This window comes from Flavobacterium fluvii (genome assembly GCF_900129545.1).
GTDB classification, from domain to species: Bacteria; Bacteroidota; Bacteroidia; order Flavobacteriales; family Flavobacteriaceae; genus Flavobacterium; species Flavobacterium fluvii.
In genome coordinates this window covers 86,905-105,557 of record NZ_FQWB01000008.1, presented here as the reverse complement: position 1 = coordinate 105,557, position 18,653 = coordinate 86,905, and the positions used below count along the sequence as shown (strand labels likewise).

The window sequence follows — 18,653 nt, the reverse complement described above, 5'->3', positions numbered from 1 at the left end:
ATATTATTTCGTTGGTTTATTGGACATTTCCAAAATTAATTCACCACCATTTGTAATATCTCTATGAGAAATACTAAGGTTTTTTACGGTTTTTTTGTTGAAGTTTATCGTGTTGACATAAACGTTTTCTGGGCTATTGTTGCTGGCTTTAATGACCAACTTTTTACCCGGATAATACTTTGGATTCAATTGAATGGACACTTTATTAAATATGGGGCTTCCTATCTGGTATTCAGGATTTTCTGATGTACCCCCATTCATTTGAAACAATCCAATTTTAAACAATACATTTAAACTCCCCATTAAACCTTGATCTTCATCCCCGTTATAACCTGTACTTGGCGACAATCCGCTAAAGGTTTCCTTAACGACGTTTCGGGTCCAATACTGTGTCAAATCGGGTCTTCCCAACAAGTTGAAAATATAGGAAGTTTGAATCGAAGGTTGGTTGCCAAAATTGATTGGAATGCGGCTTAACTCCGGATGCAATTCAGCATCGTGCGAGGTTCCAGAAGTGAATTTCAACTTTTGGGCAGCTTCAAATTGAGCGTTTAATTTTGCCACCGCTTTTTCTTTTCCACCCATCAATTCAGCCAAACCATCAATATCTTGCGGCACAAACCAAGTTGATTGCGCACCATTCGATTCTACAAAGCCATTCTCATATTGGTACGGATCGAAGTTTTCGAACCATTTTCCATCAGCATTTTTAGGGCGCATCCATCCTGTTGTTTTATCAAATATATTTTTATAATTTTTGGATCTGGCCATAAAATAATTATAATCGGCTTCATAATTTAATTTCTTGGCCAATTGCGCCAAAGTCCAGTCTTGATAAGCGTATTCCAAAGTTTGGCTGGCACCGTCTTGGTGACTTCCAAATTCGCCTTCAGGGATTGGATAAGGCACAAAGCCCTTTTCCATATAATATTTTAATCCTCCTCCACTATTGGTGTTGTGTTCATAACCCGCTTTTCCCATAATGCCATTGAGCATGTGGTTTTTTTTGAGTGCCGCATAAATGGATTCCAAATCTTCTTTTACCAATCCTTTTTGAATGGCACTAACGATAAAAGGAGTTGTCGAAGCTCCCGTCATCACAAAGGTATAATTGCCTCCGGAAGGACCACGAGGAATCATTCCGCCATCTTTATAATATTGCATCAATGAATGTACAAATTCTTCCATAATTTCTGGGTAAACAAGACCCCAAAGTGAATTTATCGTCCATTGGGCTCCCCAAAACGAATCGGAATTGTATTGATTGAATTTTGGTTTCCCGTTTTCATCAAGCGGCAATTGCCCAATCCTGAAGTTTTTTCCCGTATTGTCCGGATAGGCACCATTTGCATCACTGATCATTTTTCGTCCTTGCAAAGCGTGCCAAAGGTCAGTGTAAAATCGTCTCTGATCGGTTTCTGTTCCGCCTTCAACCTTGATTCTGCCCAACAAATTGTTCCATTCGGTTCTTGATTCTGCAACGACTTTGTCAAAATCCCAATGCGGCAATTCTTCTTGGATGTTGATCGTGGCGTTTTCAACCGAAGTATAAGAAATACCGACTTTCATCAATACTTTTTTATCAAATTTACCCAAATTTACCAAATAATTACCCGTAACAGCGTCTTGCTTTATGGAAGCAATTGGCGCATTAGTCTTGATCATAAAAAATACCTTCAATGGTTTTGGGCGTCTAAAATTTGGACTCATTACCAATGTTCCGGAAAGCTCGTAATCGTTATTCTTTTCCAATGTTCCATTTGTATTGTCACAAGGCCCCAAGATGGTATTGAGATTGAAAAGAATGGCTTTTTGAGTGTTTTCTGGAAACGTGTATCTATGAAAACCTACTCTTTTTGTACTGGTCAATTCCGTGTTTATTTGGTATCTGTCCAATAGCAGGGAATGATATCCTGGACTTATTTTTTCGGTTTCATGACTAAATTTAGAGTAAAAATCTTTAAAAATATTTTTATTGGACTCTTCAGAAATGGTTACCGGCATCACGGAAAGTCCAGACATTTGCCATTCATGAATATGGCTAAAACCTTTTATTGTATCTGTCGTGTACTTGTATCCACCTCCCCAATCGCCATTGATTCCCGTGTCCGGGCTTAAATTCATCATGCCAAATGGACGGCTTGCGGATGAAAAGAAAAACCAACGCGAGTTTTCCGTGTCAAGCAAAGGATATACCTTGTCCACCAATTGTTTCTTTGGAAGAGAAGTTGTTATTTCGGTTTTACATGATACTAGAAAAATAAGGGCAATGCTTATTCCTATGTTCCCGATTTTTAAAATTTTATTTAGTCTCATTTGTTCTATTTATATTGACAGTCTGTGGATGTTACAGAACTTGATGGAACTACAGCGTTTCTGCGTTTATAAATGGCATTCCATTATTTTTTGTTATCAGTCGAGAACAGAAAAATAAAATGACTTAAAAAAAATCATCCTGCATTCAAAAATGGGCATTCCAATGGCTGCCAAACTAAATCCAGAATGTTTTTTTTGATAAAAAAAGGAGAAGAAATTTTAATCTTCTTCTCCTTTTTATAGAATTGAAATCTACCAGCAAATTTACTTTTAGATTAATTTTTATTGTGGATAACCCGGATTCTGTGTTAGAGCAGGATTTAAAGCCTTAGCATAAGTTGGAATCGGGAAAATACGACGATAAGTTTCCGTATTTGTTTTGAATCCCCATTGACCTTCATACTTGCCAAAACGAATCATGTCGTTTCTATGCCATGCTTCCCAAGCAAATTCACGAGATCTTTCTTTATAAAGATCTTCTAAACTTACACTAGTCCATGCTGCAGAAGTAGATCGTTGGCTACGAACCATGTTTACCAATGAAAGAGCAGTGTGACCCAAAGTGGCATTTCCTCCACGAAGAATAGCCTCAGCTTTCATCAAGATAACATCTGAATAGCGTAAAAATGGCACATCATTATTTTGGTTACGGCTAGTTGATGTATTGTCAGGATAAAATTTAATGTTTCTATAACCCATATTCCAGGCAATTTCATCATCTCCACAGTCGAACAAAGCAGGATTCTGGCGAAGCACAATATTTGGCGTCAAGTTTACCTGATAGGTATAACTCGCAGCACCATCAGATCCAGTATAGAACTGATCGTATCCCTTTTTGGTTGTGGTAACCATTACTGGTGTTACTCCGTCATTCATGAATTGCAAACCAGTCAACCATTGTTTGTTGCGAATATCATTCACATCATTGAAATTGGCATAAAATTCAGGCAAAGTACTTCTAGGTGCACTTGGCGTAAAAGGAAGACCAAACTTGGCTCTTTCAGAACGAGGCACATCGTAACGTGAATGATACATTTGTCCATTGAAACCTACTGTTGTAGCTGAAGGATCAAAAGGTACAGCAAAAATAAATTCTTTCATTTGCGGTCCATTGTTTGGATAAAACATTTGAAGATAAGAACTTCTAGGCTCAATTGCATACAATCCTGAACCAATTACTGCATCACAAGCGGCAACACAATCATTGTAGCGTGCAGTTCCGGTATAAACCTCAGCATTCAAGTATAATTTGGCAAGCATGGCATTGGCCGTTTGTTTGTTGGGTCTTCCATAAGTTGTGATACCAGATGCAGGATTCAAATTAGGAACTGCTTTTTTCAATTCTTTTTCTATGAAATTGAAAACTTCAATTCTGCTAGATCTCGCTTTAGAGCTAAATTCTCCATATACAGTATCTAATGGCACACCTCCATAAGAATCCATCAGCATAAAATAAGTAATGGCACGCATCGTTTTTAATTCAGCAATCATTGTTGATTTTTCTGAACCACTAGGCATTGTTTTATCTAAAATTGAAATGGTCTGATTGCTCGTTCCAATAACAGCTTCTGCCCAGCCCCAAGGCCCCACTCCATTGTCTGGAGTCCAATCATGGTAATGCTGGCAAGCATAGCCTCTATTATCAAACCAGTTTCCTCCACGTGCAGGCATAATGGCTTCATCAGTACTTAATGATTGTGACCACCACCAAGAAAAGGCAAAATCTCCACGAAAGGCAGTATATACTGCGCCAGAAGCTTGAATATATTGTGCTGAATTCTGTGGGAATACATCCGGCGTTAGTTGCGTGGTAATGGGTACATCTAGATTCTCGCAAGACCATAATGATCCAACTATAAGCATTGGAAGTCCTATATATTTTAATATCTTTTTCATAATTTTACAATTTAATTTTTAGAATATAACGTTTAAACCAAACAAGAAAGTTCTTGTTTTTGGATAAAAGTTGTTTGAATCTACACCCGGAGCCGTTCCTCCTTGTTCTACTTCAGGATCAATTCCAGAATACTTGGTAATAGTAAACACATTGTTTATTGTCTCGTAGATACGTATTTTTTTTATGTATTTACCAACTTTACCAAAATCATATCCAAGAGTCATATTGTCCAATCTGATGTAACTGCCATCTTCAATAAACCGCGTCGAATATTTATAGGCATTCAGGTCATTTGGTGATTCGTTTGCAGCATCTGCATGAATGTTGTTAGTCATTGCAGTACTTGGCCTGAATAAATCCGCACGGGTTGCGTTGAAAATTTCATTGCCAAATACGCCTCGGAAAAAGATGTTCAAATCAAATTTTTTGTATGTAAAATTGTTATCCCATCCCATTAAAAATTTAGGCTGTGCACTTCCTGCATAATGGTAATCTACACCAATAGCAGGATTTGTTGTTAAACTTCCGTCTTTGGCACGATATTGAGAAACACCGGCTGCATTTTTTCCTTCATACTTCAGCGTAAAGAACTGTCCAAGAGGTTTTCCTTCTTTGAAAATCTGCAAAGTACTTCCTGTTTGTCCGCCTCCATCAGGCTGTACTCTTCGTATGGAGTCTCCTCCGATAAAATACGGATTTGTCAATTTAGTGATTTCGTTTTTGTTGTGTGAATAATTCAAATTGGTTGTCCAGCTAAATTTTTCAGTTTTAATTGGAGTACTGCTCAAAGCAACCTCAACACCTTTGTTTGACATATTACCTCCGTTGGCTACAATTGATCCTACCGGTACAAGTACAGGGTTTACAGCATAATTATAAATCATGTCGGTTGTTTTTTTGTTATACACATCAACAGAACCAGATACTATCCCTTTCAATATCGTGAAATCAACACCAATGTTTGCAGTAGCCGTTTTTTCCCAATTCAAATCTGGATTGGCAGCTTGATTTGGGCCATAAGCACCTGTCTGCTGTCCGTTATAATAGAATGTACCAAGACTTCCCGAAATAAACTGGGCCGTATAAGCATTGAATCCAGAAGAGTTTCCGGTTTCACCCCAACTTGCACGAAGTTTTAAATCCGTAAAAATCTTTTGGTTTTTCATAAAACCTTCTTTTTCAATTCTCCATGCACCACCTACAGAAGGGAAATAACCCCATTGATTGTTTGATCCAAATACGGAACCACCGTCTCTTCTGATTGATCCTTGCAAAAGATATTTATCCTTGTAATTGTAGTTTAGACGTGCAAATTCAGAAATCAAACGTTTTTTCTGGTAAGCCCTGCTATCGCCAAAATCAACTCTATAACCTGAAACTGAACCATAATTACCTAGGGCAAGATTGTTGTAACTTACATCATCTACAGGAAAATTAGTGTTTGTGGCCTGAAATCCATCACCCAAAACATCTTCTTGCCATGAATACCCGATAACTGCCTTGATTTTGTGATTTCCAAAAGTCTTGTCCCAGTTTAAAAAGCTTTCAATAATCGTATTGGTGTTTTGATATGAATTTCTCAATGCCGATCCATTTACTCCAAAATTCACCAATGAACGTGTAAAAGGTGGATCTGGGTTATTATAAAAATTAGCACTATTATATTTTTGATAGTAGCTGTCATAAAACTCACCATGCAATGAATTTAACTGCTGATAAGAAAGATTTAAGTTATAAGAAAATCCAAAAGGAAGTTTTACCTCTGTAGTGAAACTACCCACAAAATTATTGGTTTTTGTATCATCATCACCATGATTAATCATCGCAACAGGATTGAAATAACCTGTTTGAATGAAGTTTTCAAAATACGATCCATCGGGATTTCTTACCGGTGAAACTGGAAGGTGACTAATTGATTGTAAAAGTACAACGTTACGCTGAGGGACGTTATTGTAAACACTATTGGAGTTGGTTACATTCAAACCAAATTTAACTTTATCGTCAATAGCATATTGCTCTACCGCTAAATGCGCTATTACACGTGAAAATTCATTCCCCAAAAGAACTCCTTCTTTCTTGATGGATGTCACACTTGCAAAATAATTGCCATGTTCACCTCCACCACTCATCGAAAGGTTGTGGCTACTTGAAACAGCCCCTCCATCTCTAAGGATTTCCTTTTGCCAATCCGTATTCGCCCCTTTATCATTTTGAGGAGTAAAATTCAAATTGTTTTTAGTCGTGAATGCTCTTAACTGATTGGAATCCATCATGTCAATCTGATTTGAAACTTCCTCAATACCAAAGTAATTGCTGTAACTAATTTGGGTTTTGTCTTTACTCCCTCTTTTTGTAGTTACCATGATAACACCATTTGCGGCACGATTACCATAAATAGCGGTTGCTGCAGCATCTTTCAAAACATCAACAGTAACAATGTCCTCTGGTGCAATAATGGAAATATCAACACCTGGAATACCATCCACTACATAGAATGGTCCTTGTGAACTATTTAATGTTGAAGCACCACGCAAAACTACCGAAGAGTTTTTGGTAGGATCACCACTGGTCGAAACGTTTAACCCTGCAACTTTACCTTGCAGCAGTTGCCCAACATCACTGATTACTCCATTATTCAATTGATCTGCTTTTACGGAAGAAACGGATGTGGTCAAGTTTTTACGAGAACCTTTTCCATAACCAACCACCACAACTTGTTCCAAGCCAGTGGCTGCGGAAGCCAATTTAATTGTATAATTGGTTTTTGAACCATCTACTTTAACACGTTGTTCCACAAACCCCACAAAGGAAATTACCAATACTGCATTTTTATTTGAAAGCGATATTTTGAATTTTCCATCAGAATCTGTACCGACACCATTTTTAGTGCCATTTTCAACTACATTGGCCGCGGGCAAAGGCATCCCTTGCTCATCCAAAACTACACCTGACACTTGTGTATTTTGTGCCCAGGAATTAATTGAGAAGCCTATAAAAAAGGCTAATAATAGAAGCTTAAGTTTTTCCATATTTTTTTTATTAGTTAATTGGTTAATGTTTAGCGAAATTAATAGTAAAGAATTATCGAGAGATGGACAAGTTATTCAGAAATATGGATATTTTCTTTAACCCCAATGAATACGGGACATACCAGTCCTTAATTTCTACAACGATATAGTGAAATTAATAGATCCATCTCACAAAAGCTTCCATAGCCGCATAGTGCGAGAGTCCAAGTTGATGATATAGATCGGCAGTTTCCCTGTTTCTGTCCTCGGCACGTTGCCAGAATTCCCTGCTGTCGGCTCCTTGAAAAACCACTCCGTCTTTTTGGGATTGGTGTTTGAAAATAGCCTTTCTTTTTTCCAGTACTTGATCGGGTCCCATCGGCACGGCCATCTCAATTTCATCCATTCCCCATTCCTGCCATGCACCCCTGTACAACCACACCCAGCAATCGTCCATGTACTTTTGGGGTTTCAATCTTTTGACCGCTTCGAAAACAATGTCCAAACAGGTTTTATGGGTTCCGTGAGGATCGGCCAAATCGCCTGCCGCATATATTTGGTGGGGCTTGATTTTAGCTATCAAATCCATCGTGATTTGAATGTCTTTTTCTCCCAGCGGATTTTTCTTTATGGCGCCTGTTTCATAAAAAGGAAGTTCCATAAAATGAATTTGGCTGTCCGGCAAACCCACAAAATAACAAGTGGATTCCGCTTCTCCTTTTCGAATCAATCCTTTGATGTATCTAACCTCTGGGATATCTACTTCACTGTTTTTCTTGTTTTTGAGAAATTGTGCGGCTTTCGTGTAAATGTTGTCCGCTTCCCTACTTTCGATACCGAATTTGGTATTGTAATCGCATACAAAACTGGCAAAACGCAAAGCTTCATCATCGGCCACCGCGATATTTCCGGAGGTTTGGTAGCCTACGTGCACTTCGTGTCCTTGTTCCTGCAAGCGTTTGAAAGTTCCTCCCATACTTATGATGTCGTCATCGGGATGAGGACTAAAGATAAGCACCCTTTTCTTGGCAGGTTCCGCCCTTTCCGGTCGTTTGCTGTCATCGGCATTGGGTTTGCCTCCCGGCCATCCCGTAATGGTGTTTTGCAGTTTGTTGAAAATCTTGATGTTGATGTCGTAAGCCGGTCCTAAATCGGCGAGTAAATCACTCATTCCATTCTCGATATAATCGGCATCGGTCAACATCAGTATTGGTTTTTTCAAATGCAAAGCCAAGCCTAAAACGGCTTTCCTGATGAGGTTGTCTGTCCAATCCACTTTTTCAACCAACCAAGGCGTATGGATGCGGGTCAATTTGGAAGCGGCCGATTTGTCCAATACAAAAGTGGTGTTGCTGCGCTCCTGCAAAAAGGAAGCCGGAACCTGGTTGGTCACGGGACCTTCCACGGAAGCCTTGATGATGTTCGATTTTCCTTCTCCCCAAGCCATCAATATCACCCGTTTGGCCTCCATAATCTTTTTGACTCCCAAAGTAATTGCCGTTCTTGGCGTATTGTTCAACCCCGAAAAGTCGTTGCTGGCCGCCACACGCGTGATGTGATCCAAGGCCACCAATCTTGTTTTCGAGTTTTGCAACGAACCCGATTCATTGAATCCGATATGTCCATTTCCTCCAATTCCCAAAATCTGCAGGTCGATTCCTCCCGCCGCTTCTATCTTGGCTTCGTAATTGTCGCAGTAATCCCCTATTTCATTTTTCGACAAAGTACCGTCGGGAACGTGAATGTTTTCCGGCAGAATGTCGACATGATTGAACAATAATTCTTTCATGAACCGCACATAACTATTGATGGAATCGGGTTCCATAGGGTAATATTCATCCAAATTGAAGGATACCACGTTATGGAAACTCAATCCTTCTTCCTTGTGAAGACGAACCAGCTCCGCATACAGGCTTTTTGGGCTAGAACCCGTAGCCAATCCCAATATGCACGGCTGGTTTAAGGCCTGCTTTTCCTTTATTAAACTCGCAATTTCTTGGGCTACCGATTGAGAAGCCACCACCGAGTTTTCATACACCACAGTGCCGATGTTCTCGAACCGCTTTTCAAAACTGGTTGCTTTGTCTATACTGCTTTTTAACATTGTTTTTATTTTTTGGTTAAACTATTAATATGTCTATTTATCATACATTTCACTGCTTTCACACCATTTGGTTTCCCATTGTTTTATGGATTCTCTTTCCTTCTCTTCGTCAAATGGTTTGTCGTTTATTTTTGATTCTCTTAATGCCTGCAAAAACATTTTCCATCTTGGCCAATAAAATTCTTTGTACATTCCGCTCCAAGCCCTGGAGGCATAATCATTCAAATGACCTTCTCCTCCCCAAAGGGTTATGAGCGTTTTGGCATTTTTTACATACAGTCTGGATTCATCAGGAGAACTTCCATAATCCCAGGCAGATTTCAACCAATATTTCAAACTGTTCAAGGGTTGCCCTGAAACGATGGCGTTTATATCCAAGGCCTGTTGTTCTATTTTTTTGAACAAGCCATCCGCTTTTGCCATGTCTTTCGACTCATAAGCGGCAACGCATTCCATCAACAACTCGTCCATTCGAAGCGAGTTATAATGCCTTGAAACATCCCTTAAATCATAATCATAAAGACTGTTTTTATCAAAGTTTTTGGCTTCCCTTTTCAAAATATCCATAGCTTTTTCCAGTTTTTCCTTGTTACCGGGATTGCCCTTGAATTCCGTTATTTTCAGGGTGGGTCTTTTAAAAAACAAATAAGCACCTGCCCTGTCATTCCACCAGCGGGTTTCCCAATATTTGGTGCTGTACACCGATTCCAGCAACAATTGCCAAGCTTGAAAAACTGGGGGAGTGATTTTATTTCCGTATCTGGCTTTCAAATAATTCATTAGCCAATCGTTGACCGGTTCCTTTCCTTGAGACCATGGCAGATCATAAATGTATTCGTAAACCATCGAGTTGTTGTTCAAACCTTCGGGCATTACGCCATAGCCCACCAGATTGCCTTTGTTGGCATTTTTCAACACATATTCGAGTTCTTTTTTGTAGTAATTCAAATCCCCATAAACCGGATTCGATCCCCCATAATTATGCACGTAGCCATAAGTCCATTGTTTTCCATAAAAGGCTTCCTGCTTTTCCCATACTTTGTACCTGTCGTTGGCATAATCTTGAATAATCAACCTGTTGTTTGGCACTTTAGACAGAAAAGCTTTGGTGGCTTCTTTCGTCCAAAACTCTTTATTGTCACCAAAGAGCCAGCCTTGCATCACCCAAGTAGCGCTCGGCGAGGCTTCGTCAATGGTTTGAAATATTGCGTTTCCATAATCGGACAGTTCTTCGTATTTGTGTTCTTTTGAAACTGGTGGCGTTATTTCGTTGAATGAATCGGCCAGATAGAAATCGGATTCTCCATATAATTGGGTGTAAATTTCGATGAATCGTTTTCCTATTTCCTTGAACAATGGGTCTTTGGAATCCAGCAAATAGGTACTTTCGAAACCGCCTCCTGACCAAGAACTTAATTCGCTAATCTTGGAACCAGGATGTTTCTCGGCAAATGCTTTGGGCACATAACCACTAAAAGCGGGCACAACGGGATGCATACCCAATGCCCTCATTCGTTGCAGGATATTTTTTTGGATCGTTGCCTTTTTATCAATCCATTCTTGCGGCAAGGGGCCTTCCAGACTGTTTATGTTCCCCATTCTTTGCCAAGGCAAGAAGGCCGGTCCCGCAAAATGTGATTTCAATTGGCTATCGGTTACGCCATACTCTTTCCATAATTGTTGCCAAACCGCTTCTTGTCCTTCCATTGCCGTAGGCAGGTTGATGCCGTGAAGCGCCATCCAATCTATTTCTTGCTCCCAACGCTTCCAATCCCACCATGGCATGGTGTAGCCAAAGGTGCAGGCATTCAAGTATTTCCTGTATTTAAAAGGCGTAGCTCCTTTTTTGGCATACTTGGGCCAAGTTTTGGGCAGGTCTATCCTGTTTCCTTCCCAACTCACCGAAGCGGCTCCAATGTCTCCAAGAAAAGTATGGGCCGCATAACAAATGACCGCATTGGATGTTCCTTTAATCTTTACTCGATTCGCCGTCGTTTCCACTTCAAAGCTGTCTGCATTGTCTGGATTCTTGTTTTCCATAATGCTCAAGTCAAACTCAGTCACACGTTTCCCGATAAGCCTTTCCAGAACGGCTGTTGCGCTTTTTGTGTTTTCTCCATTTTGGGAATAACCCACGGCTGTCCCAAAGAAGAACATTGCCAAAAAAGGAATAACAATCCCCAATCCATTATAATTTTTAATTTTCAAACCCATTTTTCTCATATAGACATATATTTATTAAACGAACACTACTCTTTTTTCTAAAAAACAAATGCAAAAAAGGGAGATTAAATATATAATCCCCCCATCAAAAACCAACTCAACTAAACCAACTCATAAATTAAAATATTGACATCATCCACCTTTACTATTTCGCTTCCTGCTGCATTGTTAAATTACGCCATCTTCCCAAAAAAACCAACCGTAAAATCCATACACTTTTATGCGAAATAAATTTGCTCCTGATTTAATGATAAAAGTATGGATAATGAATCTTCAAAAGATGGACGCATCAACCAAAACTATAGACAGATTGCGTATTGAAAAAAAACGGATGATGCCAAATGGATTGACGCCCAAAGAATTGAAGTTTCGGTTGGATTTATGATCTAACATCCCTTATTGATAATTGAAAAAGACAAAAATAAACCCCTTAAAATAATTTGATTTTAAGGGGGTTATCTTTTTAATTCAACACTCTATATTCATTGGGCGTATAACCCGTACTTTTTTTGAACATTCGGTTGAAATGTTGGGGATATTTGAAACCGAGTTCGAATGCGATTTGGCTAATCGATTTTTCGGTATCGAAAATTCTTTCCTTGGCCACATCCATCAATTTTAATTGGATGTGTTCCTGAGCCGATTTTCCAGTCTCTTTTTTGATTAAATCGCCAAAATAATTTGGTGAAAGATGCAAGCGATTCGCAAAATAAGCCACTGAAGGCAATCCTAAATCCTTTGTCGTTTCCAATAGGAAATAATCGTTCAACAAGTGTTCAAATTTGGACAGAATGTTGGTGTTGATGTTTTCGCGGGTAATGAACTGCCTGTCATAAAATCGGACGCAGTAATTTAGCAGTAATTCGATATTATTGGTTATGATGCTTTTACTGTGTTTATCAATAGACTGGCTTAGTTCATATTCCAGTTTGCTAAATAAATCTTTTATAATTTGTTGCTCTTTTAAAGACAAATGTAGGGCTTCGTTCGATTCATAAGAAAAGACGGAATACTGGCTCATTTGTTTTCCAAGTGTTGTTCCTTTTATTAAATCGGGGTGAAAAAGAAGTGCCAATCCTGTAGGTTTGTAATTATCAGCATTATTAATTTCTATAACTTGTCCGGGTGCAACAAAAACCAAAGTTCCCTCATCATAATCATAGTTGTTACGGCCATATTTCAGTTCTCCACAATGTCCAGCTTTTAAAAAAATGGCATAGAAACCTAAATGCAACGGCTATGATTGGGTAAGTTTTCTGTATCTGTATTGTCAAAAACACTGATTAAAGGATGCAGGGTTTCAATGCCTTTTAGCGTATTGCGCTGGGATATTTTTTCGAGTTTTATAATAGTATCCATATGTTTTTATTAAATTTATAGCACAAATATACTCTCCAGATTGATACCATGTCAGCTCGAATACCCAAATCAGGAATAATGGCACTAACATCCATAATCTGTATAATGTTCAAGGAGACCGTTATCCAGCCCATTTACAACAAAGAACAGGAAAATAAAATTATAAAATCATGAAAAAAAGCTCATTTATAGAAAAAGGAAACAAAGCCCCCGTAGACTATTTTGTTGGTGAGGTAAACGTCAATTTGTTATTGGATAAAGAAGAATACAATACTATAATGGGAATTGTGTCATTTGACCCCGGAGCAAGAACCAATTGGCATACGCACACGAATGGCCAAATATTAATTGTCATTGAAGGTGTTGGTTATTATCAAGAAAAAGGAAAACCAATTGAAATAATAAAATCAGGTGAAGTGATACAAATACCTGTAAATGTGGAACATTGGCACGGTGCTTCACATAAAAATGCAATGAGACATTTTGCCATTATACCCGATAGCGCCACAGATAAAACGGAATGGTTAATTCCTGTAACTGAAGACGAATACAATATTGGAAATACAACCGAATAATAAACTAAACATAAAAATTTCATTAATCCCAAACACTTAGTAAATTGGTGTTTGGGATTTTTTAGAGTTTGAAATCGTTCGTTCATTAGTCTTAATATTATCATAAATCTATGCTGTTCAGGCAGTGTATTCATTTTATTTAGAATAAAACAGGAACAATAGCGTTCTTAAATAAAACGATATTATGGGTTTATTTGATTTTATGGTAGTGGAAATAGCAATGGATTTAGGAACAGCTAATACTTTAATAATTTATGATGGAAAGATTGTAGTGGACAGCCCTTCCATTGTGGCCAGGGATATTAGAAACGGTAAAATTATCGCAGTAGGGAAAGAAGCCGGTTTAATGCAGGGAAAGACACACGAGAACATTAAAACAATCCGGCCGCTTAAAGATGGAGTTATTGCAGATTTTGATGCCTCAGAAAAAATGATCAATTGGTTTATAAAAAACATACCTGAATTAAAGAAAACTTTTTTTACTCCCGCATTCCGAATGGTAGTATGTATTCCAAGTGGAATTACCGCGGTAGAAATGAGAGCTGTCAAAGAGTCCTGCGAACGGGTTAACGGAAAAGAAGTGTTTCTAATTCATGAGCCTATGGCAGCCGCTATTGGAATTGGTTTGGATGTGATGCTGCCTCAGGGGAATCTCATAGTGGATATAGGGGGAGGAACTACAGAAATTGCCGTTATTGCACTTGGAGGAATAATTTGTGACACATCCATAAAAATTGCGGGTGATGTTTTTACCAACGATATATTGTATCATATGAGAACGCATCATAATCTGTATATCGGGGAAGCTTCTGCAGAAACAATAAAAATTGAAGTTGGCGCTGCAATTGAAGACCTCGAGGATGCTCCTGATGATTTAACGGTTCGTGGAAGAGATTTGCTTACAGGGAAGCCCAAAGAAGTTTTGGTTAGCTTCAGGGAAATTGCAAAAGCTTTGGATAAATCAATACAAAGAATTGAAGACGTTATTATGGTAACGCTTTCACAGACACCACCTGAACTGGCAGCAGATATTTATCATACGGGTCTGTATCTCGCCGGTGGAGGCGCGTTGCTTCGAGGTCTTGATAAAAGGATTTCGCAGAAGACGGATTTACCCGTATATATTGCAGAAGATCCTTTAAGAGCCGTGGTTAGAGGCACTGGCATCGTTTTAAAAGACATGACTAAATATAAAAGGGTATTGATAAAATAAGTCAGTTATTGCTGCCGTACTTTATTTACAAACCTCCAAAGTCAACTGATTTTGGAGGTTTGTAAATTTTGGTTTCTATATTCCAAAGGTGTATATCCTGTGTGTTTTTTTAACATACGATTAAAATGCTGTGGATATTTAAAACCAAGTTCAAATGCTATTTGACACATCTTTTTTTACAACACTAGACGTATTTCAAAGCTGTTTTGTCTATTGCCTTGGCCAAATCGAAATCTTTTGTCGTTATGCCATCGGCGTCGTGGGTGCTGAGCGCGATGACTACCTTGTTGTAGGCGTTATTCCAATTGGGATGGTGGTTCGCTTTTTCGGCCAACAATGCCACGGCCGTTATAAACGAAAAAGCTTCTACAAAATTCTTGAAAAGAAGTTCCCGATGGAGGAATTTCCCAAATATTATCCAAGACGGATCTAATTCCGTCATCTTGGCCTGGATTTCTTGTTGGTTTAGTTTTTCCATTTTTTCTAGTTTTTAGTTTGCAATTATTCAACTCGAATGTTTTACATCTGTTCGAAAATATCTTTAATGATTTCGGCGGCATATTTGCTGGAAATCTTTTGGATGAAGGCCGGAAAATCGATGTGCGAATTATCGTCCGCCACATCCGAAATGGTCCTGATGATGCTGAAAGGAATATCATATTCGTAACACACCTGTGCCACTGCCGCTCCTTCCATTTCCACGCACAACACATCGGGCAATTGGGAGTTGAGGTTGTTTTTTTGTTCGTTGCTGGAAAAAAACTGGTCACCACTGGCAATTTCTCCAACCATCAACTTGGGTTGCACAATATGGAACTCCTTTAAACCTTCCGTTCCAATAACGGAATGCAAACTTCTGTTTTCAAGCACAGTATTGATTGATTTTGTCGCTATTTCCAAATGGGCCGCATCGCTTTCAATATAGGTTTTGGAGAGCAAGGGAATTTCGTATTGCTTCATCAGCGGTCTTGCATCCATGTCGTGTTGAATGAGCCTTTTGCCCAGCACAATGTCCCCTATTTTCAGTTCTGGACTGATGGCTCCGGCCACTCCCGTAAACAACAATTCGGTTATCTTGAATTCGTGAATCAAGGTGGTGACAGTCGTTGCGGCGGCCACTTTGCCCCATCTCGAAAAAACCACCACGGTGTCGATACCGTTTATTTGTCCCGTGAAATAGCTGCGTTTGCCCATTTTTGTGACCTCTGGATTTGTCAGCAGTGCCACTACTCCTTCAATTTCTTCGGGCATCGCACCCATAATGCCAATTGTTCTTTTTTTCATGCTAATTCAATACTTGTCTTGTCTTTCCTAATCCAATAGTAAAATTAGGTGTTTTAAACCACACTAAACCCATTTCTTAAATGATTTTACCCACAGAAAGAAATCTAAAACAAAAGTTTAAATGCTATATTTGAAATACCATTAGCTTCCCTTTGATGAAAAAACATGCCTTCTCCCCGATATCAAATTTTGATGCCAAAATCCTTATCCTTGGAACGATGCCCAGCGAGCAATCCTTGGCTGTCAACCAATATTATGGACACCCGAGAAATGCTTTTTGGAAAATTATTTTCTGCTTATTTGACACACCTTTTTCTACCGACTACGAACAACGCAAAAATCTTTTACTGGAAAACCAAATTGCGCTATGGGATGTTTTACAAGCCTGTGTCAGGGAAGGAAGTCTGGATAGCGCCATTGAGCAGGAAGTGCCGAACGGTTTTGATTCTTTTTTGAAAGCACACCCCAACATCAAGCATATTTATTTTAACGGCCAAAAAGCAGCAGCCTTTTTCAAGAAACACGTCAAGCTGGAGAATGAATATCAATTGACCGTTTTACCTTCCACAAGTCCAGCCAATGCAGGAAAATCTTTTGAGGCAAAATTGAAGGAATGGAGCGTTATTCTTTAGTAATTTTGTAACCAGTTCCAGGATTTGTATTTGCCAAATTTGAAAACGAAACACACCCGAAAACCCACTGCGATAGCAACATTAAAACAAAAAATATGTCCCGATTAGACAAAGCCCATAATCTCCCACTCTATCAAAAAGCCGAATTGATTTTTAAATTGGTGGAAAGCTTGGTGGCTTCACTTCCGGAAGAAGATTCATATCTTCAAGACACCAAACACATGATGCGGGAAGACGCCATGATGATTCTAGCAAAAATTGTCGGTGCCGAAGGAGGCGATTTGTACAGCATCCGGATGCAAAATGCAGCCATAATCAGGGAACACGCCATGCATTTGTATGTGCAGGTGGGCAGTTTGCGAATGCATCAAAACTATAAAGAGCTGGAATATGTCCAACTTATTCGCAAGGAAATTGATAATTTCAGGTTATTGTTTATCGAATGGGTAGAAAATTTTGACACCAATAACCATATTTGGGACGAATGGGGTTTATTCAATCCGCCGGGAGCCATTCCACCAAGCGAAGAGGACTCGCATGACGATAGTTTTGATCCCAATGATTTTTTTGACGACGACGACTTTAGTGATTATGACGATGATGAGAAATAAGATGCGCTACATAGTCGACAGAAATCCAAGATAATATCTTAACTTGCATAGTCCAAAAAATCTTCCGCCATGAAAGACCTGAAAAAATATAGCAACAAGACAAAAGCCGCTTTTGTATTGTTGATTGTCATGCTTATCATCTTGTTAAGCAATTTCAATACCCTGCAAAACTCCAAGAAGACCAACGAGAATATCAATGCCATCCACAAAGATCGATTGGTGGTGGCGCGTTATATCTTCCAGTATGCCAATGCACTTCATTCCATCAAGGCAAACACATTGGAAACTGCACTCGATGATGCCCAAAAAAAGGAGAAGATCAAGACTGCCATCCAAAACATTCAAAGCATTGATCGTTTGTATCTGGAAACGGTTTTAACAACCAAAGAAAAAACTTCTTTTACGGCATTTCAAGCTGCTTGCTCGACTATTGACCAACACTCCCAAAACAATAATTGGATTCAAGCAAGGCAGTCCAGCAATCAGGCTCTGCAAACCTTGGAATTGCTGTCCCAAATCCAAATCAAGGAAAGCCAATTAAAATTGGAACAATCCAATTCCTTGCACAAAGGCAATACCCTTTGGGGAGAACTCCAGATTGCCTTACTGGTTATTTTGGGCGGATGTGCCTTGTATTTATTGATGGTCAAGAAAAAAAAGATCTTTGTCAAAGTACCGGAATCCCCAAGCCTGAATTAATTGTAATTGACAGACTATTTAAGATGGATGATGAACAATTTATTTTCTGCCTCGAAGGTGTTCCCGATATAGAAACGAATGCCACTACCGAAGTGCTTCGAAACCTGGAGCGATTGGCCCTCGAACAAGGCATTGCCAGTATTTACAAAGCTTGCGACACCATTGAAGGCTTGGAAGAAAGCCTGAACACCTTGCTCTATGACGACCACAACTTCACCGATTATGAAATTATCTACTTGGTGATGCCGGGCGAAGCCAACAACATTTGCCTCAACGACTATTACTACAGTTTTCAGGAAATAGCCGAAATCTTTGAGGGAAAAATGAAAGGAAAAATAATCCATTTTGCCAATGCCAAAATACTGGACTTGAGCCAAGATGAAGCCCAATATTTTTTGGATGTCACGGGAGCTTACGCCATTTCGGGTTATGGAGCGACAATGCCTAAATTGAGCAGCTTGAATCTTGACAAAGCATTCTTTGGTTTATGTCAAGAACTGGACGATGTCGTGGAAATTGTGGAAGAATTGCATCAAAAGCATTATGCTTTGTGTAAATTGCTCGATTTTAGATTGTATTATTAAACAATCCTAAATAATCAAGGCAAGAATTAAACCTTCTTGGCTTTTTTGGGTCAAAATTGCTAAATCAAAACTATGGGGAGTATCAAAAATAAAACAATAGTACTTTTGGCAAATTGAATAAAACGATATTGCTGAATACCCCAAGAAA

17 protein-coding genes are annotated in these 18,653 nt (G+C 39.0%); 7 read left to right on the top strand and 10 right to left on the bottom strand.

Going from position 1 to position 18,653, the window contains the following annotated elements:
* Nucleotides 1-3: 3 nt before the first annotated feature.
* The 5 genes from BUC16_RS15435 to BUC16_RS15415 all read right to left on the bottom strand — a co-directional run bounded on the left by BUC16_RS15435 (nucleotide 4) and on the right by BUC16_RS15415 (nucleotide 11,548).
* A complete protein-coding gene (locus BUC16_RS15435) occupies nucleotides 4-2,316 on the bottom strand; it encodes a GH92 family glycosyl hydrolase (RefSeq protein ID WP_073371707.1) in 2,313 nt (770 codons plus the stop codon).
* A 282-nt stretch (nucleotides 2,317-2,598) separates the two neighbouring features.
* A complete protein-coding gene (locus BUC16_RS15430) occupies nucleotides 2,599-4,212 on the bottom strand; it encodes a RagB/SusD family nutrient uptake outer membrane protein (RefSeq protein WP_073371706.1) in 1,614 nt (537 codons plus the stop codon).
* A gap of 18 nt (nucleotides 4,213-4,230) precedes the next feature.
* The gene (locus tag BUC16_RS15425; RefSeq protein WP_073371705.1) at nucleotides 4,231-7,242 is read right to left on the bottom strand and encodes a SusC/RagA family TonB-linked outer membrane protein; all 3,012 of its coding nucleotides are present in this window, start codon (nucleotides 7,240-7,242) and stop codon (nucleotides 4,231-4,233) included.
* 154 nt (nucleotides 7,243-7,396) lie between these two features.
* The gene (gene nagB / locus BUC16_RS15420) at nucleotides 7,397-9,325 is read right to left on the bottom strand and encodes a glucosamine-6-phosphate deaminase (RefSeq protein ID WP_073371704.1); all 1,929 of its coding nucleotides are present in this window, start codon (nucleotides 9,323-9,325) and stop codon (nucleotides 7,397-7,399) included.
* Between the two features lie 33 nt (nucleotides 9,326-9,358).
* Nucleotides 9,359-11,548, bottom strand: coding sequence for an alpha-N-acetylglucosaminidase (locus BUC16_RS15415; RefSeq protein ID WP_073371703.1), 2,190 nt, complete (start codon nucleotides 11,546-11,548; stop codon nucleotides 9,359-9,361).
* 220 nt (nucleotides 11,549-11,768) lie between these two features.
* Between BUC16_RS15415 and BUC16_RS17760 the strand changes: the two genes are divergently transcribed.
* Nucleotides 11,769-11,933, top strand: coding sequence for a hypothetical protein (locus BUC16_RS17760; RefSeq protein ID WP_170860886.1), 165 nt, complete (start codon nucleotides 11,769-11,771; stop codon nucleotides 11,931-11,933).
* A 78-nt stretch (nucleotides 11,934-12,011) separates the two neighbouring features.
* Here BUC16_RS17760 and BUC16_RS15410 read toward each other — a convergent pair whose 3' ends face one another.
* Both BUC16_RS15410 and BUC16_RS17940 read right to left on the bottom strand, forming a co-directional pair.
* Complete coding sequence (locus BUC16_RS15410) at nucleotides 12,012-12,782, bottom strand: helix-turn-helix domain-containing protein (RefSeq protein WP_141226182.1); 771 nt, start codon at nucleotides 12,780-12,782, stop codon at nucleotides 12,012-12,014.
* Nucleotides 12,773-12,907, bottom strand: a complete 135-nt coding sequence (locus BUC16_RS17940; RefSeq protein WP_262987420.1) for a hypothetical protein — start codon at nucleotides 12,905-12,907, stop codon at nucleotides 12,773-12,775. Before BUC16_RS17940 ends, BUC16_RS15410 begins: the two co-directional genes overlap by 10 nt.
* A gap of 170 nt (nucleotides 12,908-13,077) precedes the next feature.
* Between BUC16_RS17940 and BUC16_RS15405 the strand changes: the two genes are divergently transcribed.
* Nucleotides 13,078-13,482 (top strand): cupin domain-containing protein, encoded by a 405-nt coding sequence (locus BUC16_RS15405; protein WP_073371702.1) that lies wholly within the window; start codon nucleotides 13,078-13,080, stop codon nucleotides 13,480-13,482.
* A 184-nt stretch (nucleotides 13,483-13,666) separates the two neighbouring features.
* Nucleotides 13,667-14,695 carry a rod shape-determining protein gene (locus BUC16_RS15400; RefSeq protein ID WP_073371701.1) on the top strand — a complete coding sequence of 343 codons (1,029 nt, stop codon included), beginning with the start codon at nucleotides 13,667-13,669 and terminating at the stop codon, nucleotides 14,693-14,695.
* 41 nt (nucleotides 14,696-14,736) lie between these two features.
* Here BUC16_RS15400 and BUC16_RS17665 read toward each other — a convergent pair whose 3' ends face one another.
* The 3 genes from BUC16_RS17665 to BUC16_RS15385 are packed head-to-tail and all read right to left on the bottom strand — an operon-like array spanning nucleotide 14,737 to nucleotide 15,979.
* Complete coding sequence (locus BUC16_RS17665; protein ID WP_244534377.1) at nucleotides 14,737-14,865, bottom strand: helix-turn-helix domain-containing protein; 129 nt, start codon at nucleotides 14,863-14,865, stop codon at nucleotides 14,737-14,739.
* Between the two features lie 14 nt (nucleotides 14,866-14,879).
* Nucleotides 14,880-15,173: a 4a-hydroxytetrahydrobiopterin dehydratase gene (locus tag BUC16_RS15390; RefSeq protein ID WP_073371700.1), complete on the bottom strand. Its 294-nt coding sequence runs from the start codon at nucleotides 15,171-15,173 to the stop codon at nucleotides 14,880-14,882.
* Between the two features lie 41 nt (nucleotides 15,174-15,214).
* Nucleotides 15,215-15,979, bottom strand: coding sequence for a 5'-methylthioadenosine/adenosylhomocysteine nucleosidase (locus tag BUC16_RS15385; RefSeq protein WP_073371699.1), 765 nt, complete (start codon nucleotides 15,977-15,979; stop codon nucleotides 15,215-15,217).
* Between the two features lie 155 nt (nucleotides 15,980-16,134).
* On the opposite strand from BUC16_RS15385, the gene BUC16_RS15380 reads away from it, so the two are divergent.
* From BUC16_RS15380 to BUC16_RS15365, 4 genes are all read left to right on the top strand, one after another.
* Nucleotides 16,135-16,611, top strand: a complete 477-nt coding sequence (locus tag BUC16_RS15380) for a DNA-deoxyinosine glycosylase (RefSeq protein ID WP_073371698.1) — start codon at nucleotides 16,135-16,137, stop codon at nucleotides 16,609-16,611.
* A 95-nt stretch (nucleotides 16,612-16,706) separates the two neighbouring features.
* Nucleotides 16,707-17,222 carry a hypothetical protein gene (locus BUC16_RS15375; RefSeq protein WP_073371697.1) on the top strand — a complete coding sequence of 172 codons (516 nt, stop codon included), beginning with the start codon at nucleotides 16,707-16,709 and terminating at the stop codon, nucleotides 17,220-17,222.
* A 69-nt stretch (nucleotides 17,223-17,291) separates the two neighbouring features.
* The gene (locus BUC16_RS15370) at nucleotides 17,292-17,921 is read left to right on the top strand and encodes an MCP four helix bundle domain-containing protein (RefSeq protein WP_073371696.1); all 630 of its coding nucleotides are present in this window, start codon (nucleotides 17,292-17,294) and stop codon (nucleotides 17,919-17,921) included.
* Nucleotides 17,922-17,944: 23 nt separating this feature from the next.
* A complete protein-coding gene (locus BUC16_RS15365; RefSeq protein ID WP_073371695.1) occupies nucleotides 17,945-18,505 on the top strand; it encodes a DUF6642 family protein in 561 nt (186 codons plus the stop codon).
* Nucleotides 18,506-18,653 lie beyond the last annotated feature (148 nt).

What these genes read in the sequence shown, in the direction of transcription:
- BUC16_RS15435 (WP_073371707.1), bottom strand. Translation starts at nt 2,316, where the DNA reads ATGAGACTAAATAAAATTTTAAAAATCGGGAACATAGGAATAAGCATT.
- BUC16_RS15430 (WP_073371706.1), bottom strand. Translation starts at nt 4,212, where the DNA reads ATGAAAAAGATATTAAAATATATAGGACTTCCAATGCTTATAGTTGGA.
- BUC16_RS15425 (WP_073371705.1), bottom strand. Translation starts at nt 7,242, where the DNA reads ATGGAAAAACTTAAGCTTCTATTATTAGCCTTTTTTATAGGCTTCTCA.
- nagB (WP_073371704.1), bottom strand. Translation starts at nt 9,325, where the DNA reads ATGTTAAAAAGCAGTATAGACAAAGCAACCAGTTTTGAAAAGCGGTTC.
- BUC16_RS15415 (WP_073371703.1), bottom strand. Translation starts at nt 11,548, where the DNA reads ATGAGAAAAATGGGTTTGAAAATTAAAAATTATAATGGATTGGGGATT.
- BUC16_RS17760 (WP_170860886.1), top strand. Translation starts at nt 11,769, where the DNA reads ATGCGAAATAAATTTGCTCCTGATTTAATGATAAAAGTATGGATAATG.
- BUC16_RS17940 (WP_262987420.1), bottom strand. Translation starts at nt 12,907, where the DNA reads ATGGATACTATTATAAAACTCGAAAAAATATCCCAGCGCAATACGCTA.
- BUC16_RS15405 (WP_073371702.1), top strand. Translation starts at nt 13,078, where the DNA reads ATGAAAAAAAGCTCATTTATAGAAAAAGGAAACAAAGCCCCCGTAGAC.
- BUC16_RS15400 (WP_073371701.1), top strand. Translation starts at nt 13,667, where the DNA reads ATGGGTTTATTTGATTTTATGGTAGTGGAAATAGCAATGGATTTAGGA.
- BUC16_RS17665 (WP_244534377.1), bottom strand. Translation starts at nt 14,865, where the DNA reads ATGTGTCAAATAGCATTTGAACTTGGTTTTAAATATCCACAGCATTTT.
- BUC16_RS15390 (WP_073371700.1), bottom strand. Translation starts at nt 15,173, where the DNA reads ATGGAAAAACTAAACCAACAAGAAATCCAGGCCAAGATGACGGAATTA.
- BUC16_RS15385 (WP_073371699.1), bottom strand. Translation starts at nt 15,979, where the DNA reads ATGAAAAAAAGAACAATTGGCATTATGGGTGCGATGCCCGAAGAAATT.
- BUC16_RS15380 (WP_073371698.1), top strand. Translation starts at nt 16,135, where the DNA reads ATGAAAAAACATGCCTTCTCCCCGATATCAAATTTTGATGCCAAAATC.
- BUC16_RS15375 (WP_073371697.1), top strand. Translation starts at nt 16,707, where the DNA reads ATGTCCCGATTAGACAAAGCCCATAATCTCCCACTCTATCAAAAAGCC.
- BUC16_RS15370 (WP_073371696.1), top strand. Translation starts at nt 17,292, where the DNA reads ATGAAAGACCTGAAAAAATATAGCAACAAGACAAAAGCCGCTTTTGTA.
- BUC16_RS15365 (WP_073371695.1), top strand. Translation starts at nt 17,945, where the DNA reads ATGGATGATGAACAATTTATTTTCTGCCTCGAAGGTGTTCCCGATATA.